Annotated in this window: 27 protein-coding genes; 18 read left to right on the top strand and 9 right to left on the bottom strand. The window is 66.2% G+C overall.

Annotated features, from left to right (window positions below; translation table 11 throughout):
* Window positions 1–35 precede the first annotated feature (35 nt).
* Genes ODI_RS02490 through ODI_RS02475 form a run of 4 tightly spaced genes read left to right on the top strand, consistent with a single transcriptional unit; the run spans window position 36 to window position 3323 of the window.
* Window positions 36–491 (top strand): PTS sugar transporter subunit IIA, encoded by a 456-nt coding sequence (locus ODI_RS02490; RefSeq protein WP_067756625.1) that lies wholly within the window; start codon window positions 36–38, stop codon window positions 489–491.
* Between the two features lie 17 nt (window positions 492–508).
* Window positions 509–1435, top strand: a complete 927-nt coding sequence (gene hprK, locus ODI_RS02485; RefSeq protein WP_067756405.1) for an HPr(Ser) kinase/phosphatase — start codon at window positions 509–511, stop codon at window positions 1433–1435.
* Entirely contained in the window at window positions 1432–2337 is a 906-nt protein-coding gene (rapZ, locus tag ODI_RS02480; protein WP_067756403.1) for an RNase adapter RapZ, read from the top strand. Before hprK ends, rapZ begins: the two co-directional genes overlap by 4 nt.
* A 5-nt stretch (window positions 2338–2342) precedes the next feature.
* On the top strand, window positions 2343–3323 hold the full coding sequence (locus tag ODI_RS02475; protein ID WP_408635932.1) for a septal ring lytic transglycosylase RlpA family protein: 981 nt from the start codon (window positions 2343–2345) through the stop codon (window positions 3321–3323).
* Window positions 3324–3345: 22 nt separating this feature from the next.
* Here ODI_RS02475 and rsmI read toward each other — a convergent pair whose 3' ends face one another.
* Window positions 3346–4275: a 16S rRNA (cytidine(1402)-2'-O)-methyltransferase gene (gene rsmI / locus ODI_RS02470; RefSeq protein WP_067756401.1), complete on the bottom strand. Its 930-nt coding sequence runs from the start codon at window positions 4273–4275 to the stop codon at window positions 3346–3348.
* 66 nt (window positions 4276–4341) lie between these two features.
* Here rsmI and ODI_RS02465 point away from each other — a divergent pair, with 66 nt between their 5' ends.
* The 4 genes from ODI_RS02465 to ODI_RS02450 all read left to right on the top strand — a co-directional run bounded on the left by ODI_RS02465 (window position 4342) and on the right by ODI_RS02450 (window position 6769).
* Window positions 4342–4881 carry a YraN family protein gene (locus tag ODI_RS02465; protein WP_067756398.1) on the top strand — a complete coding sequence of 180 codons (540 nt, stop codon included), beginning with the start codon at window positions 4342–4344 and terminating at the stop codon, window positions 4879–4881.
* A 63-nt stretch (window positions 4882–4944) separates the two neighbouring features.
* The gene (locus tag ODI_RS02460; RefSeq protein WP_067756395.1) at window positions 4945–5538 is read left to right on the top strand and encodes a phosphoheptose isomerase; all 594 of its coding nucleotides are present in this window, start codon (window positions 4945–4947) and stop codon (window positions 5536–5538) included.
* Complete coding sequence (locus ODI_RS02455) at window positions 5535–6281, top strand: BON domain-containing protein (RefSeq protein ID WP_067756389.1); 747 nt, start codon at window positions 5535–5537, stop codon at window positions 6279–6281. The genes ODI_RS02460 and ODI_RS02455 overlap by 4 nt, the downstream gene beginning before the upstream one ends.
* A complete protein-coding gene (locus ODI_RS02450) occupies window positions 6278–6769 on the top strand; it encodes a peroxiredoxin family protein (protein ID WP_067756386.1) in 492 nt (163 codons plus the stop codon). The genes ODI_RS02455 and ODI_RS02450 overlap by 4 nt, the downstream gene beginning before the upstream one ends.
* 81 nt (window positions 6770–6850) lie before the next feature.
* Here the strand turns inward: ODI_RS02450 and ODI_RS02445 are convergent, their stop codons facing one another.
* From ODI_RS02445 to ODI_RS02435, 3 genes are read right to left on the bottom strand one after another with little or no spacing between them, the layout of a single operon-like run.
* Window positions 6851–7636, bottom strand: coding sequence for a MetQ/NlpA family ABC transporter substrate-binding protein (locus ODI_RS02445; protein ID WP_082985396.1), 786 nt, complete (start codon window positions 7634–7636; stop codon window positions 6851–6853).
* A gap of 60 nt (window positions 7637–7696) precedes the next feature.
* Window positions 7697–8356: a methionine ABC transporter permease gene (locus ODI_RS02440; RefSeq protein ID WP_067756619.1), complete on the bottom strand. Its 660-nt coding sequence runs from the start codon at window positions 8354–8356 to the stop codon at window positions 7697–7699.
* A complete protein-coding gene (locus ODI_RS02435; protein ID WP_067756381.1) occupies window positions 8356–9381 on the bottom strand; it encodes a methionine ABC transporter ATP-binding protein in 1026 nt (341 codons plus the stop codon). Before ODI_RS02435 ends, ODI_RS02440 begins: the two co-directional genes overlap by 1 nt.
* Before the next feature lie 288 nt (window positions 9382–9669).
* Between ODI_RS02435 and argB the strand changes: the two genes are divergently transcribed.
* From argB to ODI_RS02400, 7 genes are all read left to right on the top strand, one after another.
* Entirely contained in the window at window positions 9670–10584 is a 915-nt protein-coding gene (argB, locus tag ODI_RS02430; protein WP_067756616.1) for an acetylglutamate kinase, read from the top strand.
* Window positions 10584–11342: a pyrimidine 5'-nucleotidase gene (locus tag ODI_RS02425; RefSeq protein ID WP_067756378.1), complete on the top strand. Its 759-nt coding sequence runs from the start codon at window positions 10584–10586 to the stop codon at window positions 11340–11342. The genes argB and ODI_RS02425 overlap by 1 nt, the downstream gene beginning before the upstream one ends.
* A gap of 56 nt (window positions 11343–11398) precedes the next feature.
* Window positions 11399–11974, top strand: a complete 576-nt coding sequence (gene slmA / locus ODI_RS02420; protein WP_067756375.1) for a nucleoid occlusion factor SlmA — start codon at window positions 11399–11401, stop codon at window positions 11972–11974.
* Window positions 11975–12197: 223 nt separating this feature from the next.
* Complete coding sequence (locus tag ODI_RS02415; RefSeq protein WP_067756372.1) at window positions 12198–13697, top strand: DASS family sodium-coupled anion symporter; 1500 nt, start codon at window positions 12198–12200, stop codon at window positions 13695–13697.
* Between the two features lie 11 nt (window positions 13698–13708).
* Complete coding sequence (locus ODI_RS02410) at window positions 13709–14773, top strand: Ldh family oxidoreductase (RefSeq protein ID WP_067756613.1); 1065 nt, start codon at window positions 13709–13711, stop codon at window positions 14771–14773.
* Window positions 14774–14790: 17 nt separating this feature from the next.
* The gene (locus ODI_RS02405; RefSeq protein ID WP_082985395.1) at window positions 14791–15690 is read left to right on the top strand and encodes a spermidine synthase; all 900 of its coding nucleotides are present in this window, start codon (window positions 14791–14793) and stop codon (window positions 15688–15690) included.
* Window positions 15691–15759: 69 nt separating this feature from the next.
* Window positions 15760–16140 (top strand): DUF1801 domain-containing protein, encoded by a 381-nt coding sequence (locus ODI_RS02400; protein ID WP_067756369.1) that lies wholly within the window; start codon window positions 15760–15762, stop codon window positions 16138–16140.
* A gap of 76 nt (window positions 16141–16216) precedes the next feature.
* Here the strand turns inward: ODI_RS02400 and ODI_RS02395 are convergent, their stop codons facing one another.
* The 3 genes from ODI_RS02395 to ODI_RS02390 all read right to left on the bottom strand — a co-directional run bounded on the left by ODI_RS02395 (window position 16217) and on the right by ODI_RS02390 (window position 20902).
* The gene (locus tag ODI_RS02395) at window positions 16217–18664 is read right to left on the bottom strand and encodes a membrane-bound PQQ-dependent dehydrogenase, glucose/quinate/shikimate family (protein WP_067756366.1); all 2448 of its coding nucleotides are present in this window, start codon (window positions 18662–18664) and stop codon (window positions 16217–16219) included.
* A gap of 313 nt (window positions 18665–18977) precedes the next feature.
* Complete coding sequence (locus ODI_RS22175; RefSeq protein WP_157929699.1) at window positions 18978–19730, bottom strand: hypothetical protein; 753 nt, start codon at window positions 19728–19730, stop codon at window positions 18978–18980.
* A 173-nt stretch (window positions 19731–19903) separates the two neighbouring features.
* Entirely contained in the window at window positions 19904–20902 is a 999-nt protein-coding gene (locus ODI_RS02390; RefSeq protein WP_082985394.1) for a Bug family tripartite tricarboxylate transporter substrate binding protein, read from the bottom strand.
* 196 nt (window positions 20903–21098) lie between these two features.
* On the opposite strand from ODI_RS02390, the gene ODI_RS02385 reads away from it, so the two are divergent.
* From ODI_RS02385 to ODI_RS02375, 3 genes are all read left to right on the top strand, one after another.
* Window positions 21099–22853 (top strand): IlvD/Edd family dehydratase, encoded by a 1755-nt coding sequence (locus ODI_RS02385; RefSeq protein WP_067756361.1) that lies wholly within the window; start codon window positions 21099–21101, stop codon window positions 22851–22853.
* 15 nt (window positions 22854–22868) lie between these two features.
* The gene (locus ODI_RS02380; protein WP_067756358.1) at window positions 22869–23579 is read left to right on the top strand and encodes a GntR family transcriptional regulator; all 711 of its coding nucleotides are present in this window, start codon (window positions 22869–22871) and stop codon (window positions 23577–23579) included.
* A 94-nt stretch (window positions 23580–23673) separates the two neighbouring features.
* On the top strand, window positions 23674–24639 hold the full coding sequence (locus tag ODI_RS02375) for a 3-hydroxyacyl-CoA dehydrogenase family protein (RefSeq protein ID WP_067756355.1): 966 nt from the start codon (window positions 23674–23676) through the stop codon (window positions 24637–24639).
* Between the two features lie 296 nt (window positions 24640–24935).
* On the opposite strand, the gene ODI_RS02370 is transcribed toward ODI_RS02375, so the two are convergent.
* Window positions 24936–25313, bottom strand: a complete 378-nt coding sequence (locus ODI_RS02370) for a hypothetical protein (RefSeq protein ID WP_067756352.1) — start codon at window positions 25311–25313, stop codon at window positions 24936–24938.
* The gene (locus ODI_RS02365) at window positions 25313–26671 is read right to left on the bottom strand and encodes a PAAR domain-containing protein (RefSeq protein ID WP_082985393.1); all 1359 of its coding nucleotides are present in this window, start codon (window positions 26669–26671) and stop codon (window positions 25313–25315) included. The genes ODI_RS02370 and ODI_RS02365 overlap by 1 nt, the downstream gene beginning before the upstream one ends.
* Window positions 26672–26851: the final 180 nt, after the last annotated feature.

Raw genomic sequence — 26851 nt, 5'->3', positions numbered from 1 at the left:
GTGCATTGCGACATTCGAAACCTATAATGCTTCGCATGAACCACTTGTCGCGTATCCTGCCGGCCGGAAATGTCGTCCTTGACCTGCCGGTCACAAGCAAAAAGCGGGCGTTCGAACAAGCCGGCCTGCTCTTCGAAAACCAGCACGGCCTGGCGCGCACCACGGTGTTCGACAGCCTGTTCTCTCGAGAGCGGCTGGGCTCGACGGCCCTGGGACAGGGCGTCGCGGTGCCGCACGGCCGGGTCAAGGGCCTGACCGAAGCGCTGGCGGCGTTCTATCGTCTGGCACAGCCCGTGCCCTTCGATGCGCCCGATGGCCAGCCCGTCAGCCTGCTGATGATCCTGCTCGTGCCGGAAACGGCCACCCAGCAACACCTGGACATCCTGGCCGAACTCGCGCAACTGCTGTCGAACAAGCCCTTGCGTGAACGCCTGAATACCGAGACAGACCCTGCCATCGTGCACCGGCTGCTCACCACCGGCCAGCCCTGACCTCTACAGAGCGTGACATGCTGACAGTCCAGGATCTTGTAGACGACAACGCCGACAAAATTCCCTTCACCTGGATCGCCGGCCACGCTGCCGCGGACAACGGCATCCCGGACGACGGAACCTCGGCCGCCGACCTCATCGGCCACCTGAACCTCATCCACCCCTCGCGCATCCAGGTCGTGGGCGAGGGCGAAATGGCCTACTACACCCGCATGGATGCACGGCGCCGATCACAACAGATCGACGAACTGCTGGTGGGCAACGTCCCGGGCATCCTGCTGGCCGACGGCCTGTCCGCCCCGGACGACCTCATCGAGAACTGCGAAAAGCACAACGTCCCGCTGCTGTCGACGCCGATCAGCGCCGCGCAGGTCATCGACCTGCTGCGCGTCTACCTGGGCAAGCGCCTGGCGCCCACCACCACCGTGCACGGCGTCTTCATGGACGTGCTGGGCGTGGGCGTGCTGATCACCGGCGAATCGGGCCTGGGCAAGAGCGAGCTGGCGCTGGAACTGATTTCGCGCGGCCACGGGCTCGTCGCCGACGATGCCGTGGAGCTGTCGCGCACCGCGCCCAGCGTCATCGAAGGGCACTGCCCGCCGTTGCTGCAGAACCTGCTGGAAGTGCGCGGCCTGGGACTGCTCGACATCCGCACCATCTTCGGCGAGACCTCGGTGCGCCGCAAGATGCGCCTGAAGCTCATCGTGCACCTCATCCGCGCCACCGCGCAGGACAAGTTCGAACGCCTGCCGCTGCAGGACATGACGCAGGACATGCTGGGCCTGCCCATCCGCCGCGTCATGCTGCAGGTGGCCGCCGGGCGCAACCTGGCCGTGCTGGTCGAGGCCGCCGTGCGCAACACCATCCTGAAGCTGCGTGGCATCGACACGCTGGGCGAATTCATGGAACGCCAGACCATCGCGATCATGCAGAACAGCAAATGACGGCGCCCATCGAAGAGTCCCCGGCGCTGCACGTCGTCCTGATCACCGGCATCTCGGGCTCCGGCAAGTCCGTTGCGCTGCGCCTGCTGGAAGACTCCGGCTACACCTGCATCGACAACCTGCCCGTGCGCTTCCTGCACGAGTTCCTGGGCAACGCCAAGGAAGACGAAAGCCTCAAGCGCGTGGCTGTCGCCATCGATGTCCGCTCGCCGGGCGAACTGGCCGAGCTGCCCGACGTCATCACCGCGCAGCGCGCCATGGGCACCGAACTGCGCGTCATCTTCCTGGATGCCAACACAGACACGCTGGTGCAGCGCTATTCGGAATCGCGCCGGCGCCACCCGCTGGCCGACCGCCTGCGCACCGCGACGGGCGGCACGCCCTCGTTGAAGGAATGCATCGCGCACGAACGCGAGCTGCTGGCGCCGCTGCGCGAGCAGGAACACGTCATCGACACCTCCGAGCTCACGCCTGGCCACCTGCGCGCCTGGGTGCGCGACCTGGTGCATGCCGACCGCCAGCCGCTGGTGCTGACCTTCCAGTCCTTCGCCTACAAGCGCGGCGTGCCGCGCGACTCCGACCTCGTCTTCGACGTGCGCTGCCTGCCGAACCCGCATTACGACAGCCAGCTGCGTCCGCTGACCGGCAAGGACGAACCCGTGGCAGCGTGGCTGCGCGGCTTCGACGAGGTCGAGCAGATGATCGAGGACATCGAGGGCTTCATCCGCCGCTGGCTACCGCGCTACATGCAGGACACGCGCAGCTACCTGACGGTGGCCGTCGGCTGTACAGGCGGCCAGCACCGTTCCGTCTACATCGTCGAGGAACTCTCGCGGCGCTTCGCCGACCACCAGCCCCTGCTCGTGCGTCACCGCGCACAACCGGCAAACGACCCCGCATGAACACCATGATGCCTGCCTCCAGCCACGGCGGTGCGCGCGGCTGGCGCGTGCTGCGCACCGCGCTGATCGTCGCCACCGTCCTCGTCCTTGCCGCCTGCGGCGCCTCGCCCAAGAAGTCGGGCGGCGGCGGGTATTACAAGGACGACGGCCCTCACGACAGCCCGCCCAGCAACCTGGACGCCATCCCGGATGCCGTGCCGCGCATCGAACCGCTGTCCGCCGGCACGATGCGCCCCTACGTCATCTTCGGCAAACGCTATGTGCCGGACACCACCGACCGTCCCTACAAGGCGCGCGGCCGGGCATCGTGGTATGGCCGCAAGTTCCACGGCAACAGCACCTCCAATGGCGAGAAGTACGACATGTACGCTATGACGGCCGCGCACACCACCCTGCCGATACCCAGCTATGTGCGCGTCACGCGCGTGGGCACCAACAAGACCGTGGTGCTGCGCGTGAACGACCGCGGCCCCTTCCATGACGGGCGCATCATCGACCTGTCGTATGTCGCGGCCCACAAGCTGGGCATCATCGGCCCGGGCAGCGGCGAGGTCATCGTCGAGCGCATCCTGCCCGACGAGATCCGCGAGATCCAGGCAGGCCGCGCCGCCGCCAATCCGGGCGCGCAGGCAGTGGCCTACGAGCCCGCCCCCGCACCACAGGCGCAACCGCTACCCCCGCCTGTCGCCGCCATCCCGGCTTCGTCGGCCCCCACGCAAGCGGCCATCGGCGCGCCCGACACCGGCGCGCGCGGCGTCTTCCTGCAACTGGGCGCCTTCGGCGAAGCCGGCAATGCGCACGCCCTGGCCGGGCGCGTCGGCACGGCGTTCTCGCCGGGCGAGACGCCTGCCATCAATGTGCATCAATCGGGGTCGTTCTATCGCGTACGCATCGGGCCGTACGCCGACCGCATGAGCGCCGAGCGCGCGGCCCAGGACGTGGCCAACCGCACGGGCGTGATTCCCAGCCTGGCGATCGTGCCCTGACCTTGCTGCGTCGCGGCCGGGCTCAGCCCGGTTTGCGCGCCAGCGCGGCCGCGTACAGCTGGTCGCGCGGCAGGCCGCTCACCTTCGCGGCCACGCGCGCGGCGTCGCGCACCGACACCGTTTCCAGCAAGGCATCCAGCAGCGCCAGGGTTTCCGGCGCAATGGCCTCGTCGCCGCGCTCGGGCGCGGCGGGCGCCTCGTGCACGATCAGCACGAACTCGCCCTGGCCGCGGTGCGCATCGGCCGCCAGCCAGGCCGCCGCCTCGGCCAGCGTCACCGTCGCGATTTCCTCGAAACGCTTGGTCAGCTCGCGCGCCAGCGTCAGCTGCCGCTCGGGGCCGGCCACCTCCAGCAAATCCGACAGCGTGGCCGAAAGGCGGTGGGGCGACTCGTAGATCACCACCGGCGCGGGCAGCGCGCACCACAGGCGCAGCCAGCGCTGGCGTGCCGCCTGCTTGGCGGGTGCGAACCCCGCGAAGGCAAAGGCGGGATTCTCGTCGGACGTGACGCCGCTGCCCATCAGGGCGGCGATGACGGCGCTGGGGCCCGGCACGGGCACCACCTTGTGGCCAGCCTCGCGGGCAGCACGCACGATGCGGGCGCCCGGGTCGCTGACCGCGGGCGCGCCTGCGTCCGACACCAGCGCCACGCGCTCGCCGCGCGCCAGGCGCGCCACCACGTCCTGCGCGGCGGCCGCCTCGTTGTGACGGTGCGCGGCCATGAGCGGCGTGCCCACGCCCCACGCGTCCATCAGCACGCGGCTGGCGCGGGTGTCCTCGGCGGCGATGACGTCGGCGCGCACCAGCGCCTGCCAGGCCCGCAGGCCCAGGTCGCCCAGGTTGCCGATGGGCGTGGCCACCACGTACAGGGCCCCTTCGGGCCAATGCTGGCCGTCGACGCGCTCGGCCACGCGGCGCCAGGCATCGTGGGGGGACTGGACGTTTTCGTTCATGGGGGACTTCTCAGGCGCTGGAGGGTCTGCCAGTGTAGCCGCCACCCTCTTTCGCCCCGCGCTGCCATGCCTGCCCCCACCGACACGCCGCTTCCCGCCCTGCCCGCCTCGGCCTGGCAGACCGTGCGCAACGCCCAGAAAAAGGCGCAACGCAGCCGCCAGCGCGCGGCCCGGCCACGCGCTGCCGACGGTCGGGCATCGGAGGCGGCGCAGACGCCGGCCAGCCCCGTCACGGCCGCCCAGCGCCGCGGCCAGGCCACGGAAGACGCGGCGCTGGCCCTGCTGTGCCGCGCCGGCCTCGCGCCCCTGGCGCGCAACCTGCGCTGCAAGGCGGGCGAGATCGACCTCGTCATGCGCGACGGCGACGTGCTCGTCTTCGTCGAGGTGCGCTACCGAGCGGCGGCTCGCCACGGCGGCGCGGCGGCCAGCGTGGACGCCGCCAAGCAGGCCCGCGTGGCCCGGGCCGCGGCGCATTTCCTGCCCCGTCTTGCCCGCGCCGGCTGGAACGGCCGGCAACCCGCCTGCCGCTACGACGTCGTGGCCGCGGAAGACGGGTCGCTGACCTGGCTGCGCGGCGCCTTCGACACCCCGGACGCCCCCGCTTGACCACGCGCAGGACCGCCTTTCCCGCCCGCGCCACGAGACAGCCGCCGTGAGATAATCGCGCCCATGGACATGACCTCTCGTATGACGGCGCATTTCAATGACGCCATCTCCACCTTCCAGGAAAGCAGCCAGGCCCTGAGCGGCCCGCTCGCCCTGGGCGTGGACCTGTTGTTCGCCGCCCTGGCCAACAACGGCAAGATCCTGGCCTGCGGCAATGGCGGCTCGGCCGCCGACGCCCAGCACTTCATCGCCGAGCTGGTCGGCCGCTTCGAGCGCGAACGCCTGCCGCTGGCCGGCATCGCGCTGAACACCGACACCTCCATCCTGACCGCGGTCGGCAACGACTACGGCTACGAACACGTCTTCGAACGCCAGGTCCTGGCGCTGGGCCAACCCGGCGACGTGCTGGTGGCCATTTCCACCAGCGGGAACTCCGTCAACGTGGCACTGTCCATCGAAGCAGCCCATGAACGCGACATGCGCGTCATCGCGCTCACGGGCAAGGGTGGCGGCCAGTTCAACGACCTGCTCACCCCCGACGACGTCCACCTGTGCGTGCCGCATGACCGCACCATGCGCATCCAGGAGGTCCACATCCTGCTGTTGCACGCGCTGTGCGACGGCATTGACGCCTTGCTGCTCGGAGACCCCGCATGACCCTGACCGCCCGTCGCGCCGCCCGCCCCCTGCTGATCGCCGCGGCACTCGCCGCCGGCACCAGCCTGCTGTCGGCCTGCGCCCCGCTGGTCGTGGGCGCCGCTGCCGGCGGCACGGCCCTGGTCGCCACCGACCGCCGCACGGCTGGCGTGCAGCTGGAAGACCAGAACATCGGCTTCAAGGTCGAAAGCAACATGCGCCGCCATTTCGGCGACACCGCGCGCATCAATGCCTCGGCCTACCAGACCAAGGTCCTGCTGACCGGCGAAGCCCCCAATGAAACGGTCAAGCAGCAGGCCTCCGAAATCGCCGGCAAGGTCGAGAACGTCACCCACGTCTACAACCAGCTGAACATCGGCCCGGTGTCCAGCGCGGAAGCCCGCACCAACGACACCTGGCTGGGCACCAAGGTGCGCACCGCCCTCATCAACACCAAGGGCGTGCCCTCGCGCACGCTCACCGTCACGGTCGAGCGCGGCGTGGTCTACCTGCAAGGCAAGGTCACCCGCCTGGAAGGCGATTACGCGTCCGCCGCCGCCGCCAACGTCAGCGGCGTGAAGCAGGTCGTGCGCCTGCTAGACGTCATGACGCCCGAGGAAGAACGCGCGCTGGCCGAATCGCAGGAGAACCCCGGCAGCCAGAAGAGCCAGGCCGCCCCCATCACCCATGGCAGCGAGCCTGCCCAGGAAGCCGCGCCGCAAACGCTGCCGTCCTCGGGCGTTGAAGTCATGCCCATCCAATGAAAAAACTCCTGATCGGCCTCGTCCTCGTCATCGCCGGCGGCATTGGCGCCTGGTTCATCTGGAACCCCGCGCCCAAGGCGCCGGAACTGGCCTTCACCACGATCAAGGGCGAGCAGCTTTCCATGGAAAGCCTGCGCGGCAAGGTGGTGCTGGTGAAATTCTGGGCCACCAGCTGCGTCACCTGCATCAAGCAGATGCCCGACACCATCGAGAACTACACGCGCTTCCACGATCGCGGCTTCGAGACCATCGCCGTGGCCATGAACTACGACCCGGCCAACTACGTCCTGAACTACGTCGAGACGCGCAACCTGCCGTTCAAGGTCGTGCACGACACGAAGGGCGAGATCGCCAAGGGCTTCGGCGACGTGCGGCTCACGCCCACCGCCTTCCTGATCGACAAGCAGGGCCGCATCGTCAAGCGCTACCTGGGCGAATACGACAAGGCCGATTTCCACGCCACGCTGGAAAAGGCGCTGGCCGGCTGAAGCCGCCAGGCGGCACACGAAAAAATAGCCGCCAGCAGAGGGCGGCTATTTTTTTACCCGTCTCTTACCTGACTGCGTCCCTCAGAACGCCGGCACCACCGCGCCCTTGTACTTCTCCTCGATGAAGGCCTTGGTCTCGGCCGACTGCAGAGCCTGGATCAGCTTCTTCACGGCCGGGGCATCCTTGTTGTCGGGACGCGTGACCAGCAGGTTCGCATAGGGCGAGTCCTTGTCTTCGATGAAGAGGGCGTCCTGGGTGGGCGACAGGCCGGCTTCCAGGGCATAGTTGGTGTTGATCAGCGCCAGGTCCACGTCCGCCAGCACGCGCGGCAGCGTGGCCGCCTCCAGTTCGCGGAAGCGGAACTTGCGCGGGTTCTCCGCCACGTCGCGCGCCGTCGCCAGGATATTGGACGGGTCCTTCAGCTTGAGCAGCCCCTGCTTCTGCAGCAGCACCAGCGAGCGGCCCGCGTTGGACGGATCGTTGGGAATCGCGATGGTGGCGCCATCCTTCAGATCGGCCACGGCCTTGACCTTCTTCGAATAGGCGCCGAAAGGCTCGACGTGCACCGCGCCCACCGGCACCAGGTTCGTCCCGCGGTCCTTGTTGAACGTGTCCAGATAGGGCTTGTGCTGGAAGAAGTTGGCGTCCAGGTTCTTCTCGAAGACCTGCAGATTGGGCTGCACGTAGTCGGTGAAGACCTTGATGTCGAGCTCGACACCCTCCTTGGCCAGGCGCGGTTTCACGAACTCCAGCAGCTCGGCATGGGGCACGGGCGTGGCCGCGATCGAGAGCTTTTCCGCCTGCACGCCACTGGCGGCCAGCGCCAGCACGGAAGTGGCGATCAGGGAACTGACGGTCTTGAACATGATGACTTCCTCCAGGAACGATGAAACAGCACGATTGAACGGACAGGGATCGGGAAGGCCTTATTTCCGGTTCAGGCGCTGCACCAGCCAGTCGCCCAGCACCTGCACCCCCTGCACCATGACCACCAGCGCAGCGACGGTCACGATCATCACGTCGGTCTGGTAGCGCTGATAGCCGAAACGCACCGCCAGGTCGCCCAGGCCGCCGCCGCCGATCACGCCCGACATGGCCGAATAGCCCACGAGCGTGATCGCGGTCACCACGGTCGCGGCAATGAGCCCGGTCGTGGCCTCGGGCAGCAAGGCCCACAGCACCGTCTGGCGCGAATCCGCGCCCATGGCATGGCAGGCTTCGGTCACGCCGGGGTCCAGTTCACGCAGCACGTTCTCCACCAGCCGGGCGAAGAACGGCGCCGCGCTGGCCACCAGCGGCGGAATCGCGCCCTGGACCCCCAGCGACGTTCCCGCCAGTACGCGCGTGAGCGGAATCATCACGATCAGCAGGATCAGGAAGGGCACGGAGCGCAGGACGTTCACGATGAAGGAGAGCACGCCGTAGACGGCACGGTTGGCCAGCATCTGGCGCGGCCCCGTCAGGAACAGCACCACGCCCAGCGGCAAACCGATCAGCACCGTGAAGCCCAGCGAGAAACCCGTCATCAACAGCGTGTCGGCAGCCGCCTCGCCGATCAACGGCCAGTCCAGGGAGGCCCAGTCCATCATCGCAGCACCTCATGGTCGATCCGCGCCTCGGCCAGCCTCGCCAGCAGCCGCGCCACGGTCGCCTCGTCGGCGTCCACGGCCAGCACCAGCTGTCCGTAATGCGCTTCCTTGATGCGGCTCACCGTCCCTTGCAGGATGCTCAGGTCGACGTCCAGTTCGCGTGACAGGCGCGAGAGCAGGGGACGGGCGGTGTCATCGCCCCGCAGGCTCAGGCGGAGGATCCGTCCCGGCGCCGCATCGGCCAGCGCCTGCCAACCTTCGGCCTGCACCCCGCTTTCGGCCAACAGGCGCTGCGTCACCGCGTGCCGGGGGTGCAGGAAGACATCCAGCACCTCGCCGGACTCGACGACGCGGCCGGCGTCCAGCACGGCGACGCGATCGCAGACGCTGCGGATCACGTCCATGCCATGGGTGATCAGCACGATGGTCAGGCCCAAGCGCTGGTTGATGTCGGCCAGCAGCCTCAGGATGGACTGCGTGGTTTCCGGATCCAGCGCGGACGTGGCCTCGTCGCACAGCAGCAAGGTGGGACGGTTGGCCAGCGCCCGCGCGATTCCCACCCGCTGGCGCTGGCCACCCGAGAGCTGGCGCGGATAGGCGGCAACATGCGCCGACAGCCCGACCAGTTCCAGGACCTCTTTCGCCCGCGCCACCCGCTCCGCGCGGGGCAGGCCGGCCAGCCGCAGCGGAAAGCAGACGTTGTCCAGCACGGTGCGCGAATCGAGCAGGTTGAAATGCTGGAACACCATGCCGATGCGCTGGCGCAACGTGCGCAGCGCCGGCATGTCCAGGCGCGTGATGTCCACCCCATCGATCCAGACCGAGCCGGAGGAAGGCCGCTCCAGCAGGTTCAGCATGCGGATCAGCGTGCTCTTGCCCGCCCCCGAGCGGCCGATGATGCCGAAGACCTCGCCCTGGCCGATTTCCAGGTCGATGTCGCGCAGCGCCTCGAAAGCGCCCTCGGGTCCGCCATCGCCCCCACGGGCCGGGAAGGACTTGCTCAGATTCTCGATGCGTATCACGTAAGACGGAACTCCTATGCTTGCCGCGCAGGTTACCGCAAGCACGCGGGCAAGCCTGATATCTCGTCCTTATGGACACACGATCCGGGGTTATAAGGCCGGATGGCCCCCCGGATCGGCGAGCCCCTTGCATGCCGGTACAATGCCCGCAAGACCCAACGGCCCGCCCTTTCCAGCGGGCCGCGCTTTTCCGCCCGTGGGTTCCACCGGCCCAGGCCAAGGTTGGCAGGCCGGTTATCCGTCACCGTTCCGTTTTCCTGTCATCAGACTCTAAGGTTGCCCGCCGCCATGACTTCCTCCGACGCGCTCGAACCCGACCCGCTCAGCCTGCTCTCGCCCGCCATCAAGGCAGGCGTGTTGTCGGAAGCCCTGCCCTATATCCGCCGCTTCCATGGCAAGACCGTGGTGGTCAAGTACGGTGGCAACGCCATGACCGAAGAGCGCCTGCAGCGCAGCTTCGCGCACGACGTCGTGCTGCTGAAGCTGGTGGGCCTGAACCCCGTGGTCGTCCACGGCGGCGGTCCGCAGATCGATACGGCGCTGTCGCGCCTGGGCAAGAAAGGCACGTTCGTGCAGGGCATGCGCATCACCGACGCCGAGACCATGGAAGTGGTGGAGTGGGTGCTGGGCGGCCAGGTGCAGCAGGACATCGTCATGATGATCAACGAGGTCGGCGGCAAGGCCGTGGGCCTCACCGGCAAGGATGGCGGCCTGATCCTCGCCGAAAAAAAGTACATGGACGACAAGGAACATCCGGGCGAGCGCCTGGACATCGGTTTCGTGGGCGACGTGGTGCGCATCGAGCCGGCCGTGGTGAAGGCGCTGCAGGATGACCAGTTCATCCCCGTCATCTCGCCCATCGGCTACGGCAGCGACGGCACCGCCTACAACATCAACGCCGACGTGGTGGCCGGCAAGATGGCGGAAGTGCTGGGCGCGGAAAAGCTCATCATGATGACCAACACCCCGGGCGTGCTCGACAAGAATGGCAACCTGCTGACGGGCCTGACCACGCAGACCATCGACGAGCTCTTCGCCGACGGCACGATCTCGGGCGGCATGCTGCCCAAGATCTCGTCCGCGCTGGACGCCGCCAAGAACGGCGTGAACTCGGTGCACGTCGTCGACGGCCGCGTGCCGCACTGCCTGCTGCTGGAAATCCTGACCGACCAGGGCGTGGGCACGATGATCCGCTCGCAGTAATGCGGGGACCTCGCCGCCTGCACGGCCCCACCCCGCGGCTCCTGCGCACGCGGGGCGTGGGGCCGGGGCCCGGCGCCACGCCGGGCCCGGTGTGGTTGTTCGACCTGGACAACACCCTGCACAACAGCTCGCACGCCATCTTCACCCACATCAACATCGGCATGACCCGCGCGGTCATGGAGACGCTGGACGTGGACGAAGACCAGGCCAACGTGCTGCGCACGCGCTACTGGAAACGCTACGGCGCCACGGTCATCGGCCTGAACCGCCATCACGGCGTCAACGTCGACGATTTCCTGGCCCGCAGCCACGATTTCGACGTGCCCGAACTCGTGCGCGCCCCCAAGTCGCTGGCCTATCGCCTGTCGCGCCTGCCCGGACGCAAGGTGCTGCTCACCAATGCGCCGCGCCACTATGCGCTGTCCGTGCTGAAGCACCTGAAGCTGCTGCGCTTCTTCGACAGCATCTGGGCCATCGAGCAGATGCGCATCCACGGCACCTTCCGTCCGAAACCCTCGCCCGCGCTGATGCGCCATGTGCTGGCACGCGAGGGCATTCCCGCCTCGCGCGCGATCCTGGTCGAGGACACCCTGGAAAACCTGCGTGGCGCGCGCCAGGCAGGCCTGCACACGGTGCACGTGTTCCATCCCGGGACGCCCTTCGCACGGGGCCACCGGGGCCGCGCAGATTACGTGGACTTGCGGGTAAACTCGGTCGAGCACCTGCTGTGCAGACGCCGCCCCCTGCGGCGCCGCTAGGCAGGCTACGCCGCGCACCATGCGGGGCGTGCACGACATCGGAACCGCAACAGGCCATGGCCAGCAAACCCGGCGAACGTAGAAACCGCATCCTGCAAACGCTGGCCGAGATGCTCGAGCAACCGCGCGCCGCGCGGATCACCACCGCGGCGCTTGCCGCGCGCATGCAGGTCTCGGAAGCCGCCCTCTATCGCCACTTCGCCAGCAAGGCGCAGATGTTCGAAGGGCTCATCGAATTCATCGAGACCAGCGTCTTCACGCTGGTCAACCAGATCACCGTCTCCGAGCCGCGCGGCCTGGCCCAGGCGCGCGGCATCGCCAGCATGCTGCTCGCCTTCGCCGAACGCAATCGCGGCATGACCCGCGTGCTGACCGGCGACGCGCTGGTCACCGAGGACGACCGGCTGCAGGAACGCATCAACCAGTTCAACGATCGCGTGGAAGCCTCTTTCCGCCAGTCGCTGCGCACGGCGGTGACCGAAGGCGCCCTGCCCGCCGACGCCGACCTCAACGCCCATGCCAGCCTCCTTACCCACTTCGTGCTGGGCCGCTGGCTGCGCTACGCCCAAAGCGGCTGGCGCATTGCGCCCACGGCCCATCTCGACACCCAATTGCGGCTGCTGCTGGCCTAAATAATCGAAAAAGGCCCGCCGCGCGCGCGGGTATCTTGCGTGCGCTTGCGATGCATCAAGGAAATACCCATATGGTAGATAGGGAGATACGCAAGAAATTGTGATAATTGGGGGCATCATTGCTGGCGCCCGACTTGCTGAAGGCGCCAGCGCGCCTTACCCCGAGCACCTGTCCCGACGGCCGTCCGGCCCGACCACAGGGGCTCTCACAGGAGCACCAGGCATGAACGCCTCCAGCAGTCCCTCGCCCGCCGCACCAGCCCCCGCGGCCCGCACACGCATTCCGCCTGGCCTCGTCGCCGGCGTCGTCGCGCTCATCGTCGTGCTGTTGCTGCCGCTGCCGGCAGACCTGCCGACGGCGGGCCACTACATGCTGGCCATCCTGGCCTTCGCCGTCGTCATCTGGATCACCGAAGCGGTCTCCTACGAGGCCAGCGCCATCATGATCACGGCGCTCATGGCCTTCCTGGTGGGCACCGCCCCCATGATCGACAACCCCAGCGTCGACTACGGCACCTCGCGCGCCATCAGCATGGCGCTGGCCGGCTTCTCCAACAGCGCGCTGGCGCTGGTGGCGGGCGCCCTCTTCATCGCCGCGGCCATGACCCACACGGGCCTGGACAAGCGCATCGCGCTGGTCACGCTCAACCGCGTCGGCACCAGCACCCAGCGCGTGCTGATCGGCGCGGTCGCCGTCACCATCGTGCTGAGCCTGGTCGTGCCCAGCGCCACCGCGCGCAGCGCCTGCGTCGTGCCCATCATGATGGGTGTCGTCGCCGCCTTCGGCGTCAACAAGCGCTCGAACATCGCCGCCGGCCTCATGATCGTCGTGGCCCAGGGCACCAGCATCTGGAACGTCGGCATCCAGACGGCCGCCGCGCAGAACCTGCTCACCGTCGGCTTCATGGAAAAGATGCTGGGCGCGCGCGTCACCTGGTCCGACTGGCTGGTGGCCGGCGCCCCGTGGGCCGTCATCATGTCCATCGTCATGCTGGTGGTCGTGCTGAAGATGCTGCCGCCCGAAAGCGACAACCTGGCCGGCGGCAAGGAAGCCGTGCAGAAGTCGCTGGCCGACCTGGGCCCCATGCCCGGCCCGCAAAAGCGCCTGATGGCCGTGGCCATCGGCCTGCTGGCGCTCTGGTCCACCGAGGGCAAGCTGCACAGCTTCGACACCACCTCCACCACCTATGCCGGCCTGGTCGTGCTGATGCTGCCGCGCGTGGGTGTCATGACCTGGAAGGACGTGCAGGCCCGCATCCCGTGGGGCACCATCATCGTCTTCGGCGTCGGCATCAGCCTGGGCACCGCGCTGCTCACCACCAAGGCCGGCCAATGGCTGGGCGCGCAGGTCGTGCTGCACACCGGCCTGGACGCCGTCGGCCCGCTGGGCGTGCTGGCCATCCTCAGCGCCTTCCTCATCCTCATCCACCTGGGCTTTGCCAGCGCCACCGCGCTGACCTCGGCCATGCTGCCCATCCTGATCGCCGTGCTGCAGACCCTGCCCGGCGACTTCAACCGCCTGGGCCTGACCATGATGCTGGGCTTTGCCGTCAGCTTCGGCTTCATGCTGCCCATCAACGCGCCGCAGAACATGGTGTGCATGGGCACCGAAACCTTCACCGCGAAACAGTTCGCGAAGGTCGGGGTCATCCTGACAATCGTCGGCTACCTGCTCCTGCTGCTGTTCGGCGCGACCTACTGGAAGTGGCTGGGATGGATGTGAGCAGCAACGCCGTGACGGTGACCCTGGAGGAGGCGCGCAGCTTCGGCGCAGCGCTCGTGCGCGCCCAGGGCGCCCCCGAGGACATCGCCCAGGACGTGGCCGAACACCTGGTCGAGGCAGACCGGGTGGGCTACACCAGCCACGGACTGTCCATCCTGGGCAGCTATCGCAAGGCGCTGGACGCGGGCCTGCTCGATCCGCAAGGGCGCGCCGAGCGGGTGAACGACCGCGGCACGCTGCTGGCCTTCGAGGGCCATCACGGCTACGGCCAGCACGTGGGCCGCGACGTCTTCAAGCAAGGCATCGCGCGCACCCGCGAGCGCGGCCAATGCATCCTGACGCTGCGCAACAGCCACCACCTGGGCCGCATGGGCCACTACGGCGAGATGTGCGCGCACGCCGGCTTCGTGCTGCTGGCCTTCACCAACGTCATCGACCGCAATCCCACCGTCGCCCCCTTCGGCGGCGCGCAGGCGCGCATGACCACCAACCCGCTGTGCTTCGCCGGCCCCCTGCCCGATGGCCGGCCGCCGCTCATCGTGGACATGGCCACCAGCACCATCGCCGTCAACAAGGCGCGCGTGCTGGCGGCGCAAGGGTCGGAGGCGCCCGCGGGCGCGCTCATCGATGCAGAAGGCCGGGCCACCACCAACCCCGGCGCGCTCTTCACCGACCCGCCCGGCGCGCTGCTGCCTTTCGGCGGCCACAAGGGCTATGCCCTGGGCCTGGTCGCCGAACTGCTGGCGGGCGTGCTGTCCGGCGGCGGCACCATCCAGCCCGAACGCCCGCGCCGCGGCGCCGCCACCAACAACCTCTTCGCGCTGATCCTGGACCCGCAGGTCGACTTCCAGTCCGACTGGCGCACGCACGAAGTGGGCGCCTTCATCGACTACCTGCTGGACACGCCGCCGCAACCGGGCGTTGACCGCGTGCAATACCCCGGCGAATACGAGGCCGGCAACCGCGCGAAGCACGCCACGCACCTGACCTTCGACGCCGCCATCTGGCAGGGCCTGAGCACGCTGGCCCATGACCTGTCGGTGCCGCTGCCCGCGCACCGGACGGACCCGGCGTGAGGGGCTGGCTGGGCCCTTTGCTTGACCACAAGGTGCTGTCCCGCCTGGGCGGCATCCTGCTCGCGTGGGGGCTGCTTGCCGCCGCCCCCGCGCAGGCCCAGCACACCATCCTGCACACCGAGCAATCGCCGTTCTCGCCCATCATCGTCTATGAGCTGGCGGGCGAACGCTGCATGGCTTTCGGCACCTTCCTGGGCGCGGGCCGCCAGACCTGCCAGGACGTGAAGGCGCCGCGCCGCATGGTCTTCGACTACACCCGGATGATGATGTCGGCGCTGCTCACGCAGCCCCAGCCCGAGCGCATTCTCGTCATCGGCCTGGGTGGCGGCACGCTGCCGCGCGCCTATGCCGAGCTGCTGCCCAAGGCGCGCATCGACGTCGTGGAGATCGACCCGGCCGTCGTCAAGATCGCCCGCACGTTCTTCCACTTCCAACCCTCCGACCGCGTGCGCGTGCACGAGGCGGATGGCCGCCAGTTCGTGCAGGACGCCGTGCGGGCAGGCACGCGCTATGACCTGGTGCTGCTGGACGCGTTCGACGTCGACTACATCCCTTCGCACCTGACCACGCGCGAGTTCCTGGCGGAGGTGAAAACGCTGCTGGCCCCGGGCGGCGTGCTGGCCGCCAACACCTTCACCGGCAGCACGCTGTTCGAGCGCGAGTCCGCCACCTATGCCGAGGTCTTCGGCCCCACCTACAACCTGCGCAGCGGCAACCGCGTCATCCTGGCCGCCAACGGCCCCTTGCCCGACGCCGCCGCGCTGCAACGCAACCTGCAAACCTGGAAGCCTCGCCTGACGCCGTACGGCGTGGACCTGGAGCGCGAGCTGGGCCGCTATGGCCCGCCGCCCGACTGGCCGCGCGATACCGCCTTGCTGCGCGATGGCGTGGACACCAAAACGCCGTCCCTGCAGTAAGCAAGCCCCCATTTCCGACCCCGGGCCTGACCTGCACCGTCGCTCAGGCCTCTCTCATGAAGGAGACCCATGCGCCCGAAGCCGCCCAAGACACCGGACGACTACGTTGAACTGCAACAGGGATGGGTCCGTCACTATGTGGAGTATCTGCGCGAACACGTCCAGGCGGCCGCCGCCGTCACCGAGACCCTCATGTGGGGGCACCTGGTCTACCTGTCCGACGGGCCGGTGCTGCTGATCCGCGCCGAGGGCAAGCGCGTGCTCTTCGCGTTCTGGCGCGGCAAGCGCCTGCAGGAAGTCGCGCCCACGCTGAGACCCGTGGGGAACTACGAGATGGCGACGATCGAGATCCATGAGGGGCAACTGCCCTCGCCCGCGGTCATCGAGTCGCTGGTGTCGCGCGCCGTGCTGCTGAACAAGCAGCTGGGGAATCCGCAGGACGTGAGCTGACGAGGCGCCATGAAAAACAAACGCCGGCACGTGTGGCACGTTGCCGGCGTTTGCGCCATGGTGGATACCTTGCGGCTTACTGCTTCGGCAGGGCGTAGGCGATCACGTAGTCCCCACGGTCAGGCGAATTGCGCGCCCCACCGGCCGAGATCACGATGTACTGCCGGCCATCTTCCGTCGACTTGTAGCTGATCGGCGTGGCCTGGCTGCCCACCGGCAGGCGGCCCTTCCACACTTCCTTGCCCGTGCCGCTGTCGTACGCGCGCAGGTAGTAATCCTGCGTGGCGGCGATGAACACCAGGCCGCCTTGCGTGGCCATCGTGCCCCCGATGGTCGGCATGCCGATCGGAATCGGCAGGCCCATCTTCACGCCGAACGGACCCGTGTCCTTCACCGTGCCCACCGGCACCTGCCACAGCATCTGCTGCGTCTTCAGGTCGATGGCGCTCAGCGTGCCGAAAGGCGGCTTCTGGCACGGGATCTCCAGCTGCGACATGAAGCGCACCTTGGCGTTGATGGCATAGGGCGTGCCCGACAGCGCGACCGGGCCGCTGATGGCGGCGGCTTCGTTGCCGTCGCTCTTCCTGGCCTGCACGTTGGGCGACACTTCCACCAGTTGCACTTCCAGGCCCACGCGCATGTCGTTCACGAACAGCAGGCCATTGACCGGATCGATCGACAGACCGCCCCAGTTCATGCCGCCCAGCGAACCCGGCAGGTTCAGCGACGCATCCGTGCCCGGCGGCGTGAAGAGACCCGTATAGCGCTTCGACTTGAAGTGGATGCGGCACAGCAGCTGGTCGAAGGGCGTCGCGCCCCACATGTCCGACTCTGTCAGGTCGTCCGCGCCGATGGAGGGCATGCCCACCGAGAAGGGCTGCGTCGGCGAATAGGTCTCGCCCTGGATGTTGCCCGCGGGCACCGGACGCTCTTCCACCTGGGTCAGCGGCTTGCCGGTCAGGCGGTCCAGCACGAAGATCTGACCAGCCTTGGTGCCGAAGATCAGCGCCGGCGTCGTGCCGCCCTGGCCATTCGGGAAGTCCGCGAAGGTCGGCTGCATGGGCACGTCGAAGTCCCACAGGTCGTCGTGCACCGTTTGGTACACCCACTTCTCCTTGCCGGTCGTCGCGTCCACCGCCAGCATCGACGCGCCGTACTTGCGGTCCAGCGCCGTGTGCTTCACGCCCCACAGGTCCACCGCCGCGCTGCCCACCGGCATGAACACCGTGTTGGACGTCGAGTCATAGGACATCGGCGCCCACACGTTCGGCGTCGAGCGCGTATAGGTCTGGCCGTCGGCTGGCGCGGCCTGGTCTTGCGGCTTGCCCGGATCGAAGGCCCAGCGCTGCGCGCCGGTGATCACGTCGAAGCCGCGCACCACGCCGCCAGGCATGTCGGTGCTGACGTTGTCGGCCACGCGCCCGCCGATCACGATCGTCGTGCCCGCCAGCGTCGGCGCCGAGGTCGGGTAGTACTCGCCCTTGTCCGCGCCCTTGCCCATGCCGGCGCGCAGGTCCACGCGGCCATTCACGCCGAAGTCGGGGCAGAACGCGCCCGTGTCGGCATCCAGCGCGATCAGCTCGGGGGCCACGCTGTTCATCAGGATGCGGCGCTGGCAGATGGCGCCGGCAGGCACGCTCACCGGCAGCACCAGCGACGCGCCTTCCGTGTTGGGCTGCGCCAGCGGCTCGGCCACGTCGAAATAGGCCAGGCCACGGCAGCGCATCCACTTCTTCTGCTTGGCATTGATCTCCGTCTTCCAGAGTTCCTTGCCCGTGGTTGCGTCCAGCGCGATCACGTTGTTGTGCGGCGTGCACAGGAACACACGATTGCCGATCTGCAGGGGGGTCTGCTGGTCTTCCGCCCCGCCACCGCCAGGGCTGACGGGCGTGTCGCCGGTGCGATAGGTCCAGGCGACTTCCAGGTCCTTCACGTTGTCGCGGGTGATCTGGTCCAACGCGGCGAAACGCGTGCCGCCTTCGGTGTTGCCGTAGTGGGACCAGTTCTTTTGTTCCTTGGCGGGGTCGACGGGCTTCAGGGCCAGTTGCTCGCCCTTCGACACGGGCGCGTGCGGCATGAACATGCCGGCGACGGTGGCAACGCAGGCGACGGCCAGGACGGCGGCGACGACCTTGGATGCACTGCGCTTCGTGGGGGTGCTGTCCTGCTGCTTGTCAGTGCGCAGCAGCGGATAGGACAGCGACACCAGGATGCCCAGGCCGGCCAGCACCATCAGGCGCGACACCAGCGGCCAGAAGTCCAGGCCGGCGTCGGCCACGGCCCAGATCAGCGTGCCTGCGAAGGTGAGTGCATAGAGCCAGGCGCCGCTGGTTTTGCGGCGGGCGATCTGGATGCCCGAGAGCAGCAGGAGGATGCCTGCGATGAGGAAGTAGGGGCTGCCGCTTAGGGTGACCAGCTGGAAGCCGTAGTAGGTGAAGAAGGCGCCGGTTGCCAGGATCAGGAAGGCAAGGACGAGGCGCCATGCCGTGGCAAGCACGGAGGGGCGGGGAGCGGGGGTAGACATTGGTGTGGTTCCAGAGCGCATCAGCTGGCCGAGGGGGCTCGGCGTTTGGCTGATCAGATGCGGGGGAAGCGGGCTTCCCGTGCATGGCTGTCAGTGCGGCTCGGGGGAGCCGCTATGTCGTGGCACGAGGGGTTGGGCCACTACGGGGCGGGACTATAGCGCTTTGTGGCCTGCAGAGTCCTGAATGACCCCAACAAACTCACGGCTAAGAGCGCTAGGCTGCGGAGATGATGCGGGCACGATCCTGTAAACAATTTATCCAAGAGAGATCAGGAATCCAGAAGGCACAGCGTCCGAATTGGCGTTAGTGCCTTTAGATTTGCTGCATTCTCACGTTCCGCCTTGATCCCTTGGATTCTCTCCAGACCTCCACCCTAAGTGCCAAAGACGGCTGCCGTCGAGAAGGTTGACGAGAGGGAGAGGGTCGAAGCCCCTCACTCACAGATAATAAGGGGTCCGAAAACTCGTGCGGCGGAAATATTGGCGTTTGCTGATGGTAGCTGGGTGCCGAACGCAAAGATGCGTCCAAACCGTTTAAAAAATCAACATCTACTCGATTCCCCAGCATCCTCTCCGCTTGCTGCATCGCTTGATCCACCGATAGCCGCCCACTTTGCACTTGATCGAACAGTTTTCTCAGCTTTCCTAAATCACCCCCTTGCTTTGTTATCTTAGGCTTTACTTTTTCGGCACCAAAAGGAGCCGCTGCCGCCTTCCCAAGGAATGTCCCTGCAGCACTCACTTGAGACCAGATAGTCTCAATGCCCGAGACAAAAGACCCGTATTGGCCTATCCCGAAATAAAGCACCGTCGCTAGCGTAGCTATGCGACCCTTGCCTTTTATAGACCCCTCATCTACGACAAGAGACAGAGAGTAATCAGGTAGTGCCAACGCTTCAGCCAAATGGCCATCCCACTGATCGAATAGACGAGTCGAGTACGACTCAAACTCTTCGCCCGCCAAGCTAGGCACATCGATATAAAAACTCGCCTGCCCCAGATCAATCATTTTTTGAACATTTTCATTGTTGGTGCAATCTCGCTTTTTATCACTATTCGAGACCAATCACTTATACATAATTCAATCAAGTGCCAAACAATTAACACGTCCTTGGCAAACGAATTTAAAAAAACGCCCCGGCTCCAGACTCTCGTCCAGAACCGGGGCGCTCCCCCGCCGTATGAGTCGGGTTCAAAGGGCCACCATCACCCTCCCAACCCCATCACCAGCTTTCTACATCACTCAGGCTTGATATTCGCCTTCTGAATCACGTCCCGCCATTTACCCACTTCCTTGGCGATCTCCTTGCCCGTATCCGCAGCCGACGCATATTCAGCAATCGCGCCCTGCTTCAACAGCGCATCCTTCACGGCCGGGCGGGCCAGGATTTCCTTCAGCGCGGCATTGACCTTCTCCACCACATCAGCAGGCGTGCCAGCCGGCGCCAGAATCCCAAACATCGAATTCACTTCGAAGTTAGGCAAACCCGCCTCGGCAGCGGTCGGCACATCCGGCAGCGTCGACACACGTTGCGCCGTCGTCACCGCCAGCGCACGCAGCTTGCCGCCCTGAATATGCGGCTGCGCGGCCGGCACGGTTTCGATCATGGTCAGCACCTGGCCGCCGATCAGGTCGGTCATGGCGGGGCCGCTCCCGCGATACGGAACCTGCAGCAGGTCCACGCCCGCCGTCACCTTGAACAGTTCACCCGACAGATGCTGCGGCGAGCCATTGCCCGAGTTCGCATAGGTCAGTTCGCCCGGCTTTGACTTCGCCAGATCAATCAGTTCCTTCAGGTTGTTGGCCTTGACGCTGGGATTCACCACGAAGACCAGTGGCACGCGGCCCAGCAGCGACACGGGGGTGAAGCTCTTTTCCAGGTCGTAGGACACCTGCTTGGCGTACAGCACCGAATTGATGGAGTGGCTGGTCAGCGCGCCCATCAGCAGGGTGTAGCCGTCAGGGGCGGACGAGGCGACGGCGGCGGCGCCGATGTTGCCGGCGGCACCCGCGCGGTTTTCCACGACGACCGTCTGGCCCAGCGATTCACCCAGCGCCTGGCCGACGACGCGGCCGATCACGTCGGTGGCGCCGCCGGGCGGGTAGGGAACGATCAGGCGGATGGGCTTGTCGGGATACGCCGCTTGAACGACGGGTGCGGCAGCGGCGAACGCGGCGCCAGCGACCATGACCGCGCCAAGCATGCGCGCACGACAGGAATTCAGGGAAAACCTCATGGGTACAGCCTCCTGGTTATCTAACGCCACGTGTCGCGGCGTCTTATTTACAGGCCGGTTTGCCCGGCACTTGCGGCCATCATAGGAATGGGTGATATGATTGTCAACGACATTATCGATAATCTAAACGGCCCTTTCCCCCTTTTATTCCATCCTTTGTGCCCGGATTTTTTCCTGGGCGAGATGACGCATCGCCATGAGCCAAGACAATTCCAATCGCGACGACGACCAATCGAAATCCGGCCTGCGCAAGGGCCTGACGAACTACGGCGACGCCGGCTTCTCGCTGTTCCTGCGCAAGGCCTTCATCAAGGGCGCGGGCTATACCGACGACGCGCTGGCGCGTCCGGTGGTGGGCATCATCGACACGGGCAGCGCCTATAACCCCTGTCATGGCAACGCCCCCCAACTGGTGGAAGCGGTGAAGCGCGGCGTGCTGATGAGCGGCGGGCTGCCCATGCCCTTCCCCACGATCTCGGTGCACGAGAGCTTCTCGCAGCCGACCAGCATGTACCTGCGCAACCTGATGTCGATGGACACGGAAGAGATGATCCGTGCCCAGCCGATGGATGCCGTGGTGCTGATCGGCGGTTGCGACAAGACGGTGCCGGCGCAGTTGATGGGCGCGGCGTCGGCCGGCGTGCCCGCCATCCAGCTGGTGACGGGGTCGATGCTGACGGGCGGCCATCGCGGCGAGCGCGTGGGGGCCTGTACGGATTGCCGCCGTTTCTGGGGCAAGTACCGTGCCGATGAAATCGATGGCGAGGAAATCGCCGACGTGAACAACCAGCTGGTGGCCAGCGTGGGCACCTGCTCGGTGATGGGCACGGCCAGCACGATGGCCTGCATGACCGAGGCGCTGGGCATGATGCTGCCGGGCAGCGCCGCGCCTCCCGCCGTGACCGCCGACCGCATGCGCTATGCCGAGCAGACCGGCGTGACCGCCGTGACGATGGCGCGCAATCGCCTGACGCCCGACAAGATCATGACGCCCGCGGCCTTCGAGAACGCACTGCGCGTGCTGCTGGCCATCGGTGGCTCGACCAACGGCGTGGTGCACATGACCGCCGTGGCCGGCCGCCTGGGCTTCGACATCGACATGAAGCAGCTCGACAAGATGAGCCGCGAAACCCCGGTGCTGGTGGACCTGAAGCCCTCGGGCCAGCACTATATGGAAGACCTGCACAAGGCGGGCGGCGTGCCCGCGCTGCTGCGCGAGCTGCGTCCGCTGCTGCGTTTGGAAGCGCTGACCGTGACAGGCCGCACGCTGGGCGAAGAGCTGGACGACGCCCGTCCGCCCTTCACGCAGCACGTGATCCGCACCGTGGCCGACCCGATCTATCCGCAAGGCGGCATCGCCGTGCTGGAAGGCAACCTGGCCCCCGGTGGCGCGATCATCAAGCAGTCGGCGGCCGCCCCCGCGCTGATGGAGCATGAAGGCCGCGCCGTGGTGTTCGAGAACGCCGAGGACATGGCGAATCGCATCGACGATCCGGACCTGGACGTGAACGCCGACGACGTGCTGGTGCTGAAGAACATCGGCCCGACGGGCGCGCCGGGCATGCCGGAAGCCGGCTACCTGCCGATCCCGAAGAAGCTGGCCCGCCAGGGCGTGAAGGACATGGTGCGCATTTCCGACGGCCGCATGAGCGGCACGGCGGCTGGCACCATCGTGCTGCACGTGACGCCCGAAGCCGCCGTGGGCGGCACGCTGGCCTATGTGCAGAACGGCGACCGCATCCGCCTGAGCGTGGCCAAGCGCGAGATCAGCCTGCTGGTGGACGAGGCCGAACTGGCCCGCCGCCGCGCCGAGAAGCCGGTGGTGCGTCCGGAGGCCGGGCGCGGTTATCGCAAGCTGTTCCTGCAGACCGTGACGCAGGCCGACAAGGGCGTGGACTTCGACTTTTTGCGGTCGGAGGAGAATAACGGGAAAATCCCGGAATCGCGCTGACCCCTCTCCTTTTCCATGCCCGACCTCGCCAGCCCCGACATCGCCGTGCCGCTCCCTCCCGGGGCGCACGCGCCTGCGCCCGTCCATGACGTCGCCAGCGCGGTGGCGGCCCTGGAAGAGGACATCGTGCTCAACCGCCTGCATCCGCGCGAGCGGCTGACGGAAGACGAGCTGATGCAGCGTTTCGGCCTGAAGCGTCACGCGGTGCGCGACGTGCTGGCCGAGCTGACGCGGCTGGGCCTGGCCGAGCGGCGCAAGAACGTGGGGGCCGAAGTGCGGTCCTTCACGGTACGCGAGGTGATGGAGCTGTACGCCGTGCGCGAGCTGCTGGAAACCGAGGCCGCGCGCCAGGTGCCCTGCCCGCCCGCGCCGGAAGACCTGCAGCGCCTGATCGACGTGCAACGCCAGCACGACGCGGCCGTGGCCGCGGAAGACCCACGCGCGGTGTTCCGCACCAACCTGGCGTTCCACCAGACGCTGTTCGGCCTGTGCGAGAACCTGGTGCTGCAGAAGGCCATCCAGGAATATGCGCGCCAGACCCACTCCATCCGCTTCAGCACGCTGGTGTCGGCCGACTATCGCAGCCGGGCCCGGCACGAGCACTGGCAGATGATCGAGGCCCTGCGCCAGGGCCAGCGCGAGGTGCTGGTGGCGCTGTGCCGCGAACACATCACGCCGTCGCGCGACGGCTATCTGGCGGCGAACCGCCATCTTCAAGAGGGTTAGCGCGCGCGTTCGGACAAGGACGGACCGCTGGCCCTGTGCAGTCTCGCTGTCTTGCGACGGCGTTCATAACATCGATAAACAGGAGCAAGCCCTCATGTCCGCAGCATCCCCCGCCTATCTGTCCGCGCCGTCCCAGACCCCCTCCGTGGTGGTGGGTGGCGGCACGATGGGTGCCGACGTCGCCGTGGTATTGGCCCGCGCGCAATCGCCCGTGACCGTGATCGAGACCAATGCGTCACGCCACCCCGCCATCGTGGAGAAGGTGCGCGCGGCGCTGGCCGACCGGGGCGAAGCGGAATTGGTGAAGCACCTGAGCGTGGCGGTGTCGCTGGATGACGTGGACTGGACCCGCGTGCGCCTGGTGATCGAATGCATTCCGGAATCGCTGTCGGCCAAGCAGGGCCTGTTTGCCGACCTGGTGAAACGCAGCACGCCCGACACGGTGCTGGCCAGCAACAGCTCGAGCTTCCCGATCAGCCAGATCGGCGAAGGCCTGGAGACGCAAGGCCGCATGGTGGGCCTGCACTTCTTCATGCCCGCGCACCTGGTGCCGCTGGTGGAAGTGGTGCGCGGTGAAAACACCGACCCGGCAGCCGCTGAGGCACTGAAGACCTTCATGCGCCGTTGCGGCAGCGTGCCGGTGCTGGTCAAGCGCGACATTCCGGGCTTCCTGGCCAACCGCCTGCAACACGCCCTGGCGCGTGAGGCCTTCAGCCTGCTGGAGCAGGACATCGCCAGCGCCGAGGACATCGACGCGGCGGTGCGGTTTGGTTTTGGTTTCCGTTTCCTGGCGGCAGGTCCGGTCATGCAGCGCGACCACGCGGGCCTGGAAGTGCATACGGCAGCTGCCGCCACGATGTATCCCTCGCTGTCGAATACTGACAAGCCCGCCACGGTGCTGTCGGAGCGCGTGAAGGCCGGGCAGTATGGAATGAAGTCCGGCCAGGGGTTTTATACGTGGAATGCCGAGACGGCCGCGGCAGAGCGGGCGCGCTATGACCGGATGCTGCGGGAAGGGTTGGCGTTGATTGCGGGGGATTTGCCGCGGGTTGAGCCGTAAGCGACCAGTTTGTGCTGGGGTGCTTAGGTCAGTGCTTTTTCAAGCGCTGACCTGCGAGCCGCTTGCCACCGAGCGTCGGATTCTGGTCTCTTCTCACGACAAAGCAGCACTGAGCGCGCTACCAAGCGGCAGCACCAACAATATGGTCAAGCCCGAACCAAAATAAAAATGGCACTTGGATGCTTGAGAAAAATTGGCTCACCCGCCGCGGAAAAACAAACTAATACTGCAATGATGCAAATGGAGAGGGTAAGTGCTTTGATATAAAGCTAGCATGATGAATCGCCCCCATGCGCTCAACCATCCAATAGCATCAGTACGTAATTAGCAGTCAACAGCACCACGCCAATGGCCCATGCTCCATAGACGGTTAAAAGCGGCTTCTTGATGTCGCCGGGGAACCGAGAAGCATCCAGATGGGAAAACATGGCCGCGTTCTTCCGCCCAACTGGGCCTTTAGCATTTGGGAACGCCAACCAGATCGTCGTCATCGTGCATATTCTGAGTAGCTCATGAAGCGAGAATTCCCCCTTGCTTCGCGCCGAATCTTTCGGCTGACGTACGAGCTCAAGCATTCCATCCAGCTTACGACGATAGAAATGGATGCCCACCACGACCCAGACCAAGAAAACGAAGGAAAACAGCAGCGCAATGGCTGCACTTATCTCTTGCATTAGTGTGCCAACCCTTCGATGATTTCGTATCCTGACCGGGTGATATTGCCTCCCCCGTATTTTCCTGCATTGGATCCCAACTCGCCGCCCAAAAGCGCAGCCCCTACCACCCCGGCAGCGCACACTAATGCAGGCACGCCCCCTGCGGGAGCGAGATACGCGCAGATCGCTATCCCACCGGCTGCACCAGCCGCTCCTCCCAGTAAACCACCAGCCACGCCCGAGACCTCAGCCCCTGCCGTCACGACGCACTCTTTTCGCGTACTGGCATCATCGCTACAGACGTCATAAATCTCCACCCCAGCCTTCGTGCTCACGAAAGCCAATCCCAAGTTGGTACCTACTCGTTCATATTTGCCGAACCACTCCACGATCTGGCGTTGTCTGGAGATATAGATCGGTGAGCCCCCTTTACGCCAAATATTAGTGACTGATTTGCTGGAGAGATTCAGTGCAGCTGACAGCTTGACCTGGTCGGGAACTCCTGCTCGCGCCATCAACATACGGTTGAATTTGATGTCCAGTTGCGCCAACAGCTTCGCTCGCTCCGCTCGAAACTGCGCATCGTTCAGGCTACCCGAGCGTTTCAGTGAATCCTGCGCACTTGACTCCAATTGGCTCAGAACTCTGGTTATTTCCAATCGCTGTTGCTTGAAGAAAAGCGCTGCACTTCCCACAACGCTGTCGCCTTCTTGCACCACAGCATAAGCGAGCAAGTCCCAATTATCGACTAAGGTCTGCACGTTCGTCGCAGACAACTTCGCCCGCAACGACTCCACCTCCTGCACCTCCCGCATCAGCTTGCGCGACTCCGCCGCATAGATCTCCTGGTCATAGTCGCTGGACACCATGACGATGCTGCCGAACTGCGCGTATCGGCCAAGATGGCTGTTGAGCTTGATGAAGCGGCGGACATGCTCGGGCTTGCGATCCGCCAGCAGTTCGTGCGCCAACCTGCCGATGCCGATGGGACGGCGCATATCCTGGATATAGAAGGACACCTGCGCCTTGCCGGGCACCAGACGTTTATTGGGTTCTTCCTCCGGGGTCGCGGACGTCGATGCGCTATCAGACCCGCTGCCGCTGCCTACGGCACACAATTCGGTCCAGAATTGCTGGCTGGCGATCAGCACTGCGCCGCAAGCCGTGCGCATGCCCTCCAAGGCCAGTAGCCTGTCACTCCCACAGGCCATCGCGCCCTCCACGATGGGAAAAGTGCCCTTGCACTGCGGGCACGTGACCATATCCCCTTTTCGCGCTGCCGGCTGCCCGAAGACGTTGATCGTCTGGTCGCCTGAGATCACGACCCCGCCATGTGTGGTGCGGTCTCCAATTCGTATGACGGGTCTGCGCTGCATCGGGCTCAACGGGAGATAAGAGGGAGCCCGGACTATATCAACATTCCAAAAGTTGAGACTTCAATGGCGCGGAGTCGCATTATTCCCGGCGCACGCCAGCATTGCCAGTCTGAAACAAGCAAAACCGCGCGTGCCCCAAAGCCAGCAGGCATCCCTGATGGTCTGCATCAAGTATTCACA

The organism is Orrella dioscoreae, from assembly GCF_900089455.2.
Lineage (GTDB): Bacteria > Pseudomonadota > Gammaproteobacteria > Burkholderiales > Burkholderiaceae_B > Orrella > Orrella dioscoreae.
The sequence above is the reverse complement of the archived record's forward strand: the minus strand, read 5'-3'. Positions and strand labels throughout refer to the sequence as shown.

What these genes read in the sequence shown, in the direction of transcription:
- ODI_RS02490 (WP_067756625.1), top strand. Translation starts at nt 36, where the DNA reads ATGAACCACTTGTCGCGTATCCTGCCGGCCGGAAATGTCGTCCTTGAC.
- hprK (WP_067756405.1), top strand. Translation starts at nt 509, where the DNA reads ATGCTGACAGTCCAGGATCTTGTAGACGACAACGCCGACAAAATTCCC.
- rapZ (WP_067756403.1), top strand. Translation starts at nt 1,432, where the DNA reads ATGACGGCGCCCATCGAAGAGTCCCCGGCGCTGCACGTCGTCCTGATC.
- ODI_RS02475 (WP_408635932.1), top strand. Translation starts at nt 2,343, where the DNA reads ATGATGCCTGCCTCCAGCCACGGCGGTGCGCGCGGCTGGCGCGTGCTG.
- rsmI (WP_067756401.1), bottom strand. Translation starts at nt 4,275, where the DNA reads ATGAACGAAAACGTCCAGTCCCCCCACGATGCCTGGCGCCGCGTGGCC.
- ODI_RS02465 (WP_067756398.1), top strand. Translation starts at nt 4,342, where the DNA reads ATGCCTGCCCCCACCGACACGCCGCTTCCCGCCCTGCCCGCCTCGGCC.
- ODI_RS02460 (WP_067756395.1), top strand. Translation starts at nt 4,945, where the DNA reads ATGGACATGACCTCTCGTATGACGGCGCATTTCAATGACGCCATCTCC.
- ODI_RS02455 (WP_067756389.1), top strand. Translation starts at nt 5,535, where the DNA reads ATGACCCTGACCGCCCGTCGCGCCGCCCGCCCCCTGCTGATCGCCGCG.
- ODI_RS02450 (WP_067756386.1), top strand. Translation starts at nt 6,278, where the DNA reads ATGAAAAAACTCCTGATCGGCCTCGTCCTCGTCATCGCCGGCGGCATT.
- ODI_RS02445 (WP_082985396.1), bottom strand. Translation starts at nt 7,636, where the DNA reads ATGTTCAAGACCGTCAGTTCCCTGATCGCCACTTCCGTGCTGGCGCTG.
- ODI_RS02440 (WP_067756619.1), bottom strand. Translation starts at nt 8,356, where the DNA reads ATGGACTGGGCCTCCCTGGACTGGCCGTTGATCGGCGAGGCGGCTGCC.
- argB (WP_067756616.1), top strand. Translation starts at nt 9,670, where the DNA reads ATGACTTCCTCCGACGCGCTCGAACCCGACCCGCTCAGCCTGCTCTCG.
- ODI_RS02425 (WP_067756378.1), top strand. Translation starts at nt 10,584, where the DNA reads ATGCGGGGACCTCGCCGCCTGCACGGCCCCACCCCGCGGCTCCTGCGC.
- slmA (WP_067756375.1), top strand. Translation starts at nt 11,399, where the DNA reads ATGGCCAGCAAACCCGGCGAACGTAGAAACCGCATCCTGCAAACGCTG.
- ODI_RS02415 (WP_067756372.1), top strand. Translation starts at nt 12,198, where the DNA reads ATGAACGCCTCCAGCAGTCCCTCGCCCGCCGCACCAGCCCCCGCGGCC.
- ODI_RS02400 (WP_067756369.1), top strand. Translation starts at nt 15,760, where the DNA reads ATGCGCCCGAAGCCGCCCAAGACACCGGACGACTACGTTGAACTGCAA.
- ODI_RS02395 (WP_067756366.1), bottom strand. Translation starts at nt 18,664, where the DNA reads ATGTCTACCCCCGCTCCCCGCCCCTCCGTGCTTGCCACGGCATGGCGC.
- ODI_RS02390 (WP_082985394.1), bottom strand. Translation starts at nt 20,902, where the DNA reads ATGAGGTTTTCCCTGAATTCCTGTCGTGCGCGCATGCTTGGCGCGGTC.
- ODI_RS02385 (WP_067756361.1), top strand. Translation starts at nt 21,099, where the DNA reads ATGAGCCAAGACAATTCCAATCGCGACGACGACCAATCGAAATCCGGC.
- ODI_RS02380 (WP_067756358.1), top strand. Translation starts at nt 22,869, where the DNA reads ATGCCCGACCTCGCCAGCCCCGACATCGCCGTGCCGCTCCCTCCCGGG.
- ODI_RS02375 (WP_067756355.1), top strand. Translation starts at nt 23,674, where the DNA reads ATGTCCGCAGCATCCCCCGCCTATCTGTCCGCGCCGTCCCAGACCCCC.
- ODI_RS02370 (WP_067756352.1), bottom strand. Translation starts at nt 25,313, where the DNA reads ATGCAAGAGATAAGTGCAGCCATTGCGCTGCTGTTTTCCTTCGTTTTC.
- ODI_RS02365 (WP_082985393.1), bottom strand. Translation starts at nt 26,671, where the DNA reads ATGCAGCGCAGACCCGTCATACGAATTGGAGACCGCACCACACATGGC.